Here is a 12,596-nt window from a genome sequence, read left to right as displayed (position 1 = left end):
TCAAATAATCAGCATGCTTCCTATTTCGTTCGGACTGCGGGTAGCGTTGACCCCTTGGACCAACTCCGCGCCATCGAAGGAGCACAATGTTTTTCCTGTTCGGCCTTACCTCCCGGGAGCGCGTCCTGTTCTCCCGCTCAGCCAGCTGCCACTTCTGCGGGCGCTTCGCTCCGCAGCAGGTTATTCAGCGGGCCACGAAGTTCACGGTGTTCTTCATCCCGCTGCTGACAGTGCGCAAGAGCCGTCTTCTGGTGTGCACCAACTGCGGAGGTGCCTCGCCGCTCAGCGCGCAACAGCAGCGGGCCATGGCAGTCTAAGACGCCGGCCGGAGACCTACCGGCTCAGGCGTTCCAGAGTCCGTAGGAGTCGGCGAGCGAGGAGATCTTCTGCGCCCGCGCCAGCCGCGGGAGGTAGGAGCCATCTCCCACTACGGCGCCGGCGGCATGGGCGCTGAGCAGCTCCACGGCCCACTGGATCTCCGATTCACTCGGGGAAAGCGCCCTATTGATCGTGTCGGTCGCGTCGGGTGAGAGGCACAGTTTGCCGGTCATCCCCATTGAGGCTGTGACCCTGCTCGCCTGAAGCAGCTCATCACCGAGCGCCCCCACGGTGGGGCCGTCAATGGGGCCCGGAAGCTGGCCGACGCGGGACGCGACGACGAGCTTCGACCGCGCATAGGCCAGAGCCATGGGGTCGTCCGACGCGCCGGTGTCCCGGCGGAAGTCGCCGACACCAAAGGCCAGTCGGAACGTTCCCGGAGCACTCGCGATGGCCGTGGCGTTTTCGATGCCGAGCGCCGATTCCACCAGGGCCAGGACCGGGGTTCCGGCCTTGAGGCGCATCGCGGTATGGGTCACCTGCTCGGGCTTTTCCGTCATGGCGAGCATGACCCCACGCAGCCCCGGGAGCCCGGAGAGTGCCGCGAGATCATCGGCCCAATAGTCGGTTTCGATCCCGTTGACGCGCACCCACGCAGTCATGCCGCTGGAGAGCGCCTGAACGACCCTCTCCCGCGCCTCAACCTTCGAATCGGCGGGCACCGCATCCTCCATATCGAAAATGACGGAGTCCGCCTCGGAGGCAAGCGCCGGGGCGAAGTTGGCCTCCGAGGCCGCTGAAGCCAGCAGCCAGGATCGGGAAAGTTTGGCTGGGAGCGCGGCGGCGCGGCTGTTTCGAAGGGAGGCCATAGGGAAACACTACTGAGGGGGACGGCCCATTATCCAACGGGGACGGAACCGCCCCCGGAAAATCACCCGCGCCGTCCGCGGTCATGGCGTTGTGGCGCCGCTGCGCCCGCATCGGGAACGGGCAAACTCGCCGGGACGCACCGGGTCCGTGCCCTGCCGGGCCGGACGGGCACGGGCTCCTGCGGTTCGTAGGGAATTGAGCCGGGGGCTGTTCATCATTGGCCCGGCTACGGCGGTACGGGTCCGGCCTCGGTAGGCTTTCTGGCATGGCTAAGGATGAGACCGTTCTCGACCTCCTCGGAATCGACGAGGCCAGCGAACGCATCTACCACCTTGCGCTGCGGCAGGGGGCGGCGAGCGTCCCCGTGGTGGCGGAACAGCTCGGAATTTCCCATGCGGAGGCCGAGGACCGCCTCGATAGGCTGCGCGGGATGGGCCTTGTCGCCCGGCGGGCCACCGAGGACGGCGACTACGCGCCGGTCGATCCCCGGTTCGCCCTGCGGATCCTCACCGACCGGCACAGCGACGGCCTGGCCCGCATCCGCGATCACATCGGTGTGCTGGCGGACCAGTTCGACGCCGGCCGCTCGAGCCAGGCCGACGCGCCCCAGACCCAGGTCCTGAGTGGTGCCGATGCGCTGGCCGCCTGGTACGTGCGGCTGCAGCACCAAGCGGGCAGGGAATTCCTTGCCTTCGACCGACCTCCTTACGTGTCCGCATCCTCGAACCCGCTCGAACCCGTGGTGCTCGACCGCGGCGTGTCGTGGCGGGCCATCTACTCGGCCGCCAGCTTCGAACATGAAGGCAGCTGGGAGGAGGTCCAGCGCCTTGTCGCCCGCGGGGAACAGGCGCGGGCGACCCCCGAGCTTCCCCTGAAACTTGCCATTGCCGACCGCTCGGTCGCCATGGTGTCCCTCACCCTGGAGGGGGAACGCTTCGACGCCCTCGTGACCGAGTCTCCCCCGCTGGTTGAGGCCCTCTGCCAGCTGTTCGAGTTCTACTGGCGCTCCGCCATCCCGGTGGGGGAAACCACCGGGACACTCTCCCGGGACCTCAAGACGCCAGGGCGCCGGCCGGAGCGGGCACCGACCCCTGAGGAGCATGCGATGCTCACCCTGATCGGCGCCGGCCTGAAGGACGAAGTTATTGCCCGTCAGCTCGGTATGTCGGCGCGCACCCTGCGCCGCAGGAGCCAGGACCTGATGGCGGAACTGGGAGCCGCCAACCGGTTCCAGGCCGGCGCGGAGGCGGCACGACGCGGGTGGCTGTGACGGATCGATGACACAAAGCACCGGCACCGATGTAAATTTTTGACCTCCTGCGGCCAGAGGCCGCTTGCGGCCATTCATTCGGGAGATCCGCCCGTAGAGTTACGGCACGCCAAAAGGCGATCGTGACGAAGGATGTCCATGTCGATACTCGGTTCCCGTTCCTTAACCCACCTCGCCGGAGGCACCGCGGTCCTCGCGGTCCTCGCCGGCGGCCTCGCAGCCGTTGAGGCCCCTCCCGCCTCCGCAGCCAATAAATCCCAACGTGTCATCATCGAATTCGAGGGCGAGCACGCACTCGCCCGGCTCGGTAATGCCGAAACCAACGCACTGCGGAAGGGATCGGGAAACGCCCGTTCCGCGGCGCAGAGCGCCTACCGCTCGGCCCGCGCCGAGGTAACCGAGGCGCAGGAGGGCGTCCTCGCCGAAGCGGGCGCCCGTGGCATCCGGATCGAAGAAACCCGGCACGTCACCGGCGTGCTCAACGCCGTCATCGCCACGGTCGATCCGGGCCAGCTCGAGGCACTCCGCGGAATTCCCGGCGTGGCCCGGGTGAACCTTGACCGCCGCGTCCACTCACTCGAGACCGCCCCGGCACCGGAACCGGCCGAACCTTCCGAAGGTGCGGAGGCGACGACTGCACCGACTCCGCCCGCCGAAAAGCCGATTCCTCCAGCCGACCCCGCGGCCCCCGCGCCCACGTTGGAGGCGACGGCGAAGCCCTCGGCGAAGCCCGCTCCCAAAGACGCAGCGACTCCGGCCAAGAGCGCCGAGGCGGATGATGCCGGTGCTCCCACAACGGCGGACGCCGCCGCCGGGAAGGGCTCGGTCGTCGCGGTCCTCGACACCGGAATCGACTACGGGCTGCCGGAACTGGGCGGTGGATTCGGTGAGGGATTCAAGGTGGTGGACGGGTACGACTTCGTCAATGACGACGACGACCCGATGGACGATCACTACCACGGCACGCACGTCGCCGGCATTGTCGCAGGGACCGGCGCGGCACCCGGCGTGGCACCGGAGGCCTCCCTCACCGCCTACAAGGTACTCGATGACCAGGGTGAGGGGTGGGAATCGACGATCATCACCGGCATCGAGGCTGCGGCCGACCCGCTCGGTGAGCACCCGGCCGATGTCATCAATATGAGCCTCGGCGGGTCCGGAGATGGAACCGACCCGGTCGGCAACGCCGCGTCAAACGCCACTCGGAGCGGCGCCCTGGTGGTCGCCGCCGCCGGAAATGAAGGCCCGGGGGAAGGAACCATCGGAACGCCCGCGGCGGCCCCGGAGGTCCTCGCCGTCGGCGCGTCCGTGACCGACTACCGCGTCGCCACGGCGGCGCTCGCCGCCCCCGTGCAGCGCACCCTCACCACCTGGCGGGCACCCTTCAGCGCGAATCCGCCTGAGCAGGACTTCACCGCACCGGTGGTCGCCGTGGGCGGGCCAGGAGCTCCCGAGGACTTCGACGCCGCCGGCGATATCACCGGTAAGGTCGTTGTCCATCTGGGCGGCCTCCCGCGGGACCCCGCCCAATCCGCCGGCCGCCTCCCTGCGGTCGCCCGGCTCGCCGAGGAGCGCGGCGCTGCAGCCATCATCTTCTACAACGATCCTCCCGCCACCGAAGCACCCCCCGTTTTCGGGCCCGGTGATCCCGCGGGTCCCGGGGTGGATCCGGGTATCACCGAGGCCGCACCGAGCGCTTCCGGACCTCTCACCCAGAGCGCCGATACACGGTTCGACTCGATCGTTGTCCTCGGGATGACGAACTCCGAATACGGAGCCTTTGCTGGAGCGGTAGAGGAGGGAACCGCGCGGATCACGATCTCCTCGGTCGACGCAACCGACACCATCGCCAGCTTCAGCTCCCGCGGACCGACGGCCCGCGCCCAGCTCAAGCCCGAGATCGTCGCTCCCGGCCTGGACATCCTCTCCACTGTCCCTGCCGCTCAAGGGGTGCCCGGCAATGTCTTCCGGCTCTCCGGAACGTCGATGGCCTCGCCCTTCGTCGCGGGAGCCGCGGCCATCGCGAGCGCCCAGCATCCCGACCTGGACCCGGCATCGCTTCGCTCGCTCCTCGTGGGGAGTTCCAAGGAGCTCGCGGGCGCGTCGGCGCGGCTCTCCCCCACTCTTCAGGGCACCGGCCGGGCCGACGCGGGCACGCCGCAGAAGGCAAGCGTCCTCGCTTCGCCGTCGTCCCTCGGGTTCGGCCAGGCCGACGCCCGGGGTGGCCGGCCCGTTCCCCTTGAATTCGCCCTGAAGAACCTCTCCACCGAGCCGGTATCCGCCCGGCTTGAGGTCCTGCCCTCAAACCGCAGCGCCGGCGAGCTGACGCTCGGCAGCACCGACGTCACCATCGCACCGGGTGCCTCCGTGCCGGTGGAGGCGGTGGCCTCCGCCGCTGTGTCCGAGGCCGACTCCGAGCTCTCCGGGGTCATTCTCGCCCGCATGAGCGACGGCACCGAGGTGCGCATCCCCTACCTCCAGCTCTCGCGCCGCCTCTCGGTCACCGCTACGCCACAGCCCGCGGCTCCCGGCACGACGAGGGTCCTGATTTCCTCCTTCCTCCGCCTTGACGAGGCGCCGACCCTGACGGTGTCCGGCAACGGCGGGACGGGTGGACCGTTCACCCTCGCCACGGTTCCGTCCCCTACGATGCCGGGCTGGTTCAGCGCCGACGTCGAGGCCCGCGATATCGGTGCCTACACGCTCACGGCCACCGGCATCACCGGCGGCCGGCAGATCGCAGGTTCGGGCTCGATGGAAGTCGTCTCCGGCGAAACCACCGGGGACACCTGGAAGCAGGTGGGGCGCAACGCCAGTTCGGAACAGCTCGCCGTCTCGCCGGCCGCGCCCGGAACGGCCCTGCAGACGACGTCAACGTCGGTGCGCCCCTTCATCACCACCGACCACGGTGCCTCCTGGCGGCAGGTGCAGTCCCTGCCGGTGGCCGACGGTGCGGGCACCCCCATCGCCGACCCCAAGAACGGCAAGGCCTTCTGGTACGCCGTCAACGGCGGAGGGACCAATCCACCCCTGGACCCGAGCTACGCCGGGCGCCTGCTGCGCACGGAGGACCTCGGGAAGACCTGGAGCGTCCTGCCGATGCCCGACAAGCACGTCTCCGCGGTCGTCAATGACGGCAGCAGGCTTGCCGTCCTCACCGCCGACGGAGTCGAGATCAGCCTCGACGGCGGGGCCACCTGGTCCCACGAGCCCTTCCGCTGGGCCGGAGCGGTGACCGGTGCCGCGTTGCAGAACGGCACCCTGCTGGTCTCCGGGTATGAGCAGGTCTGGCGGGTGGAGGGCATCTTCGAAAGCCCCGGCACCCCCGACGTGGTGTACGAATCCCCTGACGGGAGCATCACCGGGGTCGTCGCGACCGGCTCGGTGGTAGCCGTCAGCGAACGCGACCGGGTCACCACCTCCACCGACGGAGGCTCGACCTGGCGGACGTCCGAGCCGCTCGGGTCCTTTGCCATCGACGTCCACGCGGTGGGCGATGAACTCATCCGGGCCACCAGCAACAACGGGTATGCCCGCTCCACCGACAACGGCGCCACCTGGCAGGACTTCCCCTATCCAGGTGACGGCCGCGGCGTCGGCAGCGACTTCGGCCGGTGGCCGGACGATCGGCGTTCCCTGCTCGTGGCGATGGAAGCGGGCGGTCTTTACGGTTCACGCAACGACGGCGAATCCTTCAAGCGGCTGGGCGTTGCAGCCACCACCATCTCGGACGTCATCGCGTCAACCGACGCCACCGGCGCCCCGCGCCTGTTCATCTCCGACGACCATGGCTCCACCTCGCGCGAGCTTCCGGCCGGCCGGAAGCTCCCCGCCAATATTGTCGAGTGGGGCGCCACGGGCGGGGAGGGCATGTTCGGGGTCCGGAGCACCGAGCTGGCGCAGGACGCGGGAAACCGGAATACCCTGTGGCGGACCCGGGTGGATGCCTGGCACGACCATCGCATCGAGGTGAGCACGGACGGCGGAACGACCTGGAAGCAGGCCGGCAGGGCCTCCCTCGACCAGCTGATCCACGACCTGGAAGTCAGCCCGACCACGACGGCGCACGGCGCGGCGAGCTACTCGGACGATGGGGAAAGGGGCCTCCTCGTCACCGGCGACGCCTGGCAGACCTGGAAGACGTACGAGCACCCGGTCACCATCCGCAACATCGCCATCGACCCTTCGAACGACTCCCGGATGTGGCTTGCCGCCGATGAGGGACTCTACGTCTCGGAGGACCACGGCGTCACGATCCGTCAGGTGCAGGAGGGTGAGACCTCGACCGTCTGGGTCGATCCGGCCGATCCGCTCCACATCGTCACCGGCGGCCGGGGCATCTCCGTCTCGACCGACGGCGGGAAGAGCTTCACGCGCTCGGACGTCGGCGGGATCGACATGTACACCAGTTCGATCACCGAGGCCGTGGTGAAGGGTAAGCGCGGAAACCAGACCGTCCTGTTCGCCGGGTCGACCACCTTCCGCCCCTCCCCCCTGTGGGTCCACGGCCGCGGGGTGCTCGCCAGCCTGGACGGGGGTGTCACCTGGAAGAACGTGTCAGCCGGGCTGGCCTCCACCTCGGTCACCTCACTTGATGCGAGCGACGATGGGAAGTGGCTGTTCGTCGGCACCCGGCAGGGCGGACTGTTCCGTGCCGACACCGCCGAACTGATCAAGGCCGCCGGCTGATCAGTCCCCACGCCGATCGAATCGCGGGCTGGTCAGCCCCACGCTGATCAGCCCGCAGCAGGGCCCGTCCGGCAGCAGCCGGGCGGGCCCTTTCGTCCCTGCCCCGCGCATGGCGATCCCCGAGGCGGGCGGAGGGCGGGCTGGAATCAGCCAAGCACCTCGTCGAGGTAGCACCACCGCCACGACTCGCCCGGCTCGACGCTGCGCATCAGCGGATGCCCCGTGTTCCGGAAGTGCCGGTCGGCATGCAGGCCGGGCGAGGATTCACAGCACGCGACCTCGCCGCACTCAAGGCACATCCGCAGGTGCACCGGCGTCGTGCCCTCACGCACGCACTCAAGGCACCGGAGGTCCGCCGGCGCCTGCCGTTCGGGAGCGTCCTGCAGATGCGCACACCTGCCCCGGACGGGCCGGTTCCGCGGATCCGCCAGGGCGGCCGGGCCCACGGCAGGAACGGTCCCCCCGGCTTCGTCCGCTTCCTCGGCGAGGAACGTTTCAAGCATCGCCTCCTCGGAGTCGAGCCGCTCAAGGACCTCATCGACCACTTCGGCGGCATAGAGGCCCTGCCGGCGCAGCTTCAGCACCTCCCGGCGTTCGGCGTCGAGCATCACCATCCGCAGTTCGAAATACCGCTGGCTCGGTGTCTGGAGCTGCTCCTCGGGCGGCCCGAGGCGCTCCCAGGCCGCGGCGCTCCACTCCTTGGTGCGGCGGCGGAGCATCCCCAGCAGCTCCGGGGAATCCTCGGCGAGGATGCGCCCCTCAAGCTGTCCCAGTCCGGCCGCGGTGGATTGGCGCACCAGCAGGGCCCGCTGCAGTGCGTCCTCGCGGCGGTCGGGGCCGCGCAGCCCAAGCCGGCGCACCACCCAGGGCAGGCTGAAACCCTGGATCGCCAGGGTGCCGGCGGCCACGACGAGGGCGGCGAGGATGAGCACCGGCCGGTGCGGAAGGTCCTCCGGGAGGACGAACACCGCCGCCAGCGTGACCACTCCGCGCATCCCGGCCCACGACACAACGGCCGGGAACTGCCAGGGCAGCGGAGGTTCGCTGGTCTTGATCCGCGGGAGGAGCCGGGGCAGGTAGCTGGCGGGGAAGACCCAGACCGGGCGCAGCACGATGACCGCCAGCAGGATGATGCCGCACACTGTCCAGACCCTCGCCGGGCCCATCGGGTCCATCAGGGCGGCGTCGACGATCGAGCGCACCTGCAGCCCGATGAGCAGGAACACCGCGTTCTCAAGGAGGAACTGGACCGTCGCCCAGTTGGTGCGCTGGCTCAGCCGTGAGGCGCTGCCGGGCATCGAGGGGGTCCGGGTGCCGATGATCAGGCCGGCCACGACGACCGCGAGCACCCCGGAGGTATGGAGGGCCTCGGCGGGAAGGAACGCGACGAAGGGTGCGGCCAGGGACATCGCCGTGTTGATCGGCACGCTCCGCACGCGCTTGCGGATTCCCAGCAGCACCATGGCCACGCAGGCGCCGATGAGCGCACCGCCGGCGGCGGCCACCACGAATTCGAAGGCAATCTCGAGCAGGCTGATGCTCCCCGCGAGCGCGGCGACGGAGGAGCGCAGCAGCACCAGGGCGGTGGCGTCGTTGACGAGGGACTCCCCTTCGAGGATCGCCACCGCCCGGCGGGGCATGCCCACCCGCCGCGCGATGGAGGTCGCGGCCACCGCGTCCGGAGGCGCGACGACGGCGCCCAGGGCGAAGGCGGCCGGCAGGGGCACCTCGGGGACCAGCCACACGACCAGGAGTCCCACGGTGACCGTACCGAAAATGACGTAGCCGACCGAGAGCAGCGCAATGGGGCGTTTGAGGGCCCGGAACTGCACGACGGGGGTCCGCAGCGCGGCCGCATAGAGCAGCGGCGGAAGGATGCCGATCAGCACCATCTCGGGGATGAGGCGCACCGGTGGGATGAACGGCAGGTAGGACCCGATCAGGCCAAGGACCACGAGCAGCAGCGGAGCCGACATGCGCCACCGGGTGGCCAGGGCGCTGCCGGCGCAGATGACGGCCACGATGGTGAGCAGGGTCAGGGCGAGGTTCATCCGGAAACGGCCCGGGGTTCTTGCGCCCGGGCGGAGCCGCGGCCGCCCTCCGCGGCCTGCCGCAGCGGCAGCCGCACCTGGAACGCCGTGGCCGGGTCGCTGATGAGCTTCAGCGACCCATGGTGCTTGTTCACGACGATCCGCCAGGAGATGTCGAGGCCGAGTCCTGTGCCGCTGCCCACGGGTTTGGTGGTGAAGAAGGGCTCGAAGATCCGCCCCCGAAGCTCCCGGGGAACGCCGGGCCCGGAGTCCCCGATTTCCACGAGCACCGTGTCGCGCTCGCGGACGGCGGTCACGGTCAACCGGCCCCGACCTTCCATGGCGGCCACGGCGTTGTCGATGAGGTTCGTCCAGACCTGGTTGAGTTCTGCCGGGTAGCACTGAAGCGTCGGCAGGTCGGGGTCGTAGGTCTTCTCGACGGTGATCCCGGCACCGATGCGCTGAGCCAGCATGACCAGGGTGCTGTCGAGCAGCGTCCGCACGTCGGCCTCCTGGTAGGGCGCGCGGTCGAGCTGGGAGTATTGGGAGGCCGCTTCGACCAGGGTGGAGATCCGGGAGGTCGAGTCCTGGATCTCATTCATCAGCTGTTCGGTGACGATCACGTTGGCCAGCCAGTGGAGGACCCCGTTGATGTCGCCGTCGGGAGCGGCCGTCGCGGCCTCCCTCAGCCAGTCCTCGCCGACGCCGGCCTGGACGAAGGTCGCGGCGAGCTCCCAGCTGCCCTGGACACCGTGGTCCTCGAGCCAGTCGGCGAGCGCGTCCTCCCGGTCGGAGACCTCAAGCGGGCCGAGGGTTCCGACGTGCGCGGACCGGCGCAGTGCCTCCTCCTGCAGGACGACGAGGCGCTCGAGCGCCTCCGGGGAGACTGTCAGGCCGGCGGCGAAATGGATCGTGTCGCGGAGGGCGGCTACCCGTTCCCGCAGCACGGAGGTGGCCCGCAGCGCCGACGCGGCCGGGTTGTTGAGCTCGTGGGTCAGTCCGGCCGAGAGGGAGCCCAGGGCCATCAGCCGCTCCCGCTGGGCGATCACCTCGCGGGTGTTCTCCATGCCGAGGAACAGTCCCTCAAGCAGGTGCAGCGCCATGGGGAACCAGTCGCCGACGAGGTTGCCGAAGTCTTCGGCCCGGATCTCGAGGAACCGGCTGGGCCTGCTCGTGCGGAAGGACGTCGAATAGACCTGGGGTACCCGGTCCCCGAGGTAGGCCTGCACCGCACCGGCGTACACGCCCCGCTGGCTGGTGCGGATAAGCTCGACGTCGTCGTCGCCGACGCGGCGCGTCAGCACCACCTCGCCGTCGAGCAGGACGTAGAACACCTCCGCCGGCGTGTTTTCGCTGTAGATTGTCTCGGCGCCGTAGGAGCGGACGGTGCCGATCCCGCAGATCCAGGCGAGCTGCTCCTCGGTGAGCTTCTCGAACAGGAAGAGCGTGCGCAGCTCCTCCGGATCGCACCGCTGACCCCCGTTCACTGCGCGGCCAGGTAGCGGTGGGCGAGAGTGACGGCCATGGCGCCTTCGCCGACGGCCGAAGCCACCCGTTTCACCGACCCGGCGCGCACGTCGCCTGCGACAAACACTCCGGGGATGCTGGTCTCAAGCGGGTACGGCATGCGGTCGAGTGGCCAGTCCGCCGGGGGCCGGCCGTCGGTCAGGAGGTCGTTGCCGGTCACGATGAACCCGCGGCTGTCCCGGACCACGGCCCCCTCGAGGTTTTCGGTGTGGGGATCGGCCCCGATGAACACGAACAGCCAGTTTGTCGCCACCTCGTGGATTATGCCCGTCGCCCGGTTGCGCAGGGTCAGCCCTTCGAGGTGGTCCTCGCCGCGGGCCGCCGCCACCTCCGTCTGGAGCAGGAGCTCAATGTTCGCGGTCGCCTCGATCTGGTCGATGAGGTAGGAGGACATCGACGCCGTCAGGCTCGAGGCACGGATCAGCAGCTTGACCGAGCGGGCCGTCCGCGCGAAGTAGACGGCGGCCTGCCCTGCGGAATTGGCACCTCCGACGATGTAGACGTCTTCGCCGGCGAGGTCCGCAGCGGAGGCGGTTGCCGCGCCGTAGAAGACACCCCGGTCGGTGAGATGCGGGAGCCCTTCGCCGGCCAGGGTCTTGTAGGCCACGCCCATCGCCAGCACCACCGCATGGCCGGCGATTTCCGTCCCGTCTTCGAAGGTCACGACGCGCGCCCCGCCCCGCGCCTCAAGCCCGGTCATGTTGCGGGTGGTCAGGACCTCGGCGCCGAACTTCGAGACCTGGCGCCGGGCCCGGTCGGCCAGCTGGGCACCGGACACCCCGTCCGGGAAGCCCAGGTAGTTTTCGATCCGTGAGCTCTGCCCTGCCTGCCCGCCGGTGGCGTTCTTTTCCACGAGGACCGTCCGGAGGCCCTCGGATGCACCGTACACCGCGGCCCCCAGGCCCGCCGGGCCCCCGCCGACCACCACGAGGTCGTAGAAGTCCTTGAGCGGGGCGGTGCTCAGGCCGACGCGTTCGGCCAGGACGGTGTCGGTGGGGGCGATGAGGGCGTCCCCACCGGCGGTCACCACCACCGGAAGGACCGAGCCGTCGGTGCCTGCCGCCGCCAGGATCCGCTGCGCCTCCGGTTCCGTGACCGGCAGCCAGCGGTAGGAGACCTGGTTCCGGGCGAGGAATTCGCGCACTTCGACGGACCGCGCGGACCAGCGGTGGCCCACGAGGGTTGTGGTGTGGACGGGGCGGCGGTCCGAGGTCCGCCAGGACTCAAGGAGGGAATCGACAACCGGGTACAGCTTCTGCTCGGGCGGGTCCCACGGCTTCAGGAGGTAGTGGTCGAGGTCCACGACGTTGATCGCGTCGATGGCTGCGCTGGTGTCGGCGTAGGCGGTGAGCAGCATCCGGCGGGCCGCCGGGTAAATGTCGATGGCCGCCTCGAGGAACTGGATGCCGTTCATCTCGGGCATCTTGTGGTCGGCGATGAGCAGGGCGACCTCATCGCCGCGGAGCTTGAGTTCGCGCAGCGCCTCGAGCGCCTCGGCCCCCGAATCGGCGCGCACAATCCGGTACTGTTCCCCGAAGCGCCGGCGCAGGTCCCGGGCGACGGCCCGGGAGACGCTCGGTTCGTCGTCGACGGTGAGGATGGCGGTAAGCCCCCTGGCGCCGTCGGACCTCCGCTGGCCCGCCGCTGGGGCAGTCACGGCCGCCCCACGGCCGGCCGGCAGCCCGGCCCGGCACCTTCGTGTTGAGCAGCTTTCCTGCTCCCGCCCCATGGAAAAGTTGATCCCATGACTGGGCCTCCCACGTCCGGTGCGCCTCGGGGCGCACGCGATTATCGAATCATCTGTGCCGGGGAGGGTCAATAGCGCCTGCGCCGGCCCCGCCGCGCCCTCCCGGTTTCCGGGACGGCGCGGCGGGGCGCGGCGGGCGGTGGAG

Annotated in this window: 7 protein-coding genes; 3 read left to right on the top strand and 4 right to left on the bottom strand. The window is 69.7% G+C overall.

What is annotated here, in order from left to right:
- Positions 1–86 precede the first annotated feature (86 nt).
- Positions 87–317, top strand: a complete 231-nt coding sequence (locus tag E2F48_RS08450; protein WP_133403577.1) for a zinc-ribbon domain-containing protein — start codon at positions 87–89, stop codon at positions 315–317.
- Positions 318–341: 24 nt separating this feature from the next.
- On the opposite strand, the gene E2F48_RS08445 is transcribed toward E2F48_RS08450, so the two are convergent.
- Positions 342–1,187: an HpcH/HpaI aldolase/citrate lyase family protein gene (locus E2F48_RS08445; RefSeq protein ID WP_133403576.1), complete on the bottom strand. Its 846-nt coding sequence runs from the start codon at positions 1,185–1,187 to the stop codon at positions 342–344.
- Between the two features lie 266 nt (positions 1,188–1,453).
- Between E2F48_RS08445 and E2F48_RS08440 the strand changes: the two genes are divergently transcribed.
- Positions 1,454–2,458: a LuxR family transcriptional regulator gene (locus E2F48_RS08440; RefSeq protein WP_133403575.1), complete on the top strand. Its 1,005-nt coding sequence runs from the start codon at positions 1,454–1,456 to the stop codon at positions 2,456–2,458.
- A 138-nt stretch (positions 2,459–2,596) separates the two neighbouring features.
- Positions 2,597–7,147: a S8 family serine peptidase gene (locus tag E2F48_RS08435; RefSeq protein ID WP_165968724.1), complete on the top strand. Its 4,551-nt coding sequence runs from the start codon at positions 2,597–2,599 to the stop codon at positions 7,145–7,147.
- Positions 7,148–7,293: 146 nt separating this feature from the next.
- Here E2F48_RS08435 and E2F48_RS08430 read toward each other — a convergent pair whose 3' ends face one another.
- The 3 genes from E2F48_RS08430 to E2F48_RS08420 are packed head-to-tail and all read right to left on the bottom strand — an operon-like array spanning position 7,294 to position 12,361.
- Positions 7,294–9,198: a Na+/H+ antiporter gene (locus E2F48_RS08430; protein WP_133403573.1), complete on the bottom strand. Its 1,905-nt coding sequence runs from the start codon at positions 9,196–9,198 to the stop codon at positions 7,294–7,296.
- The gene (locus tag E2F48_RS08425; protein ID WP_133403572.1) at positions 9,195–10,664 is read right to left on the bottom strand and encodes an ATP-binding protein; all 1,470 of its coding nucleotides are present in this window, start codon (positions 10,662–10,664) and stop codon (positions 9,195–9,197) included. Before E2F48_RS08425 ends, E2F48_RS08430 begins: the two co-directional genes overlap by 4 nt.
- Entirely contained in the window at positions 10,661–12,361 is a 1,701-nt protein-coding gene (locus E2F48_RS08420; protein ID WP_246018712.1) for an NAD(P)/FAD-dependent oxidoreductase, read from the bottom strand. The genes E2F48_RS08425 and E2F48_RS08420 overlap by 4 nt, the downstream gene beginning before the upstream one ends.
- Positions 12,362–12,596 lie beyond the last annotated feature (235 nt).

This window comes from Arthrobacter crusticola (assembly GCF_004357995.1).
Taxonomy (GTDB): domain Bacteria; phylum Actinomycetota; class Actinomycetes; order Actinomycetales; family Micrococcaceae; genus Arthrobacter_D; species Arthrobacter_D crusticola.
This window is presented reverse-complemented; position numbering and strand designations above follow the sequence as displayed.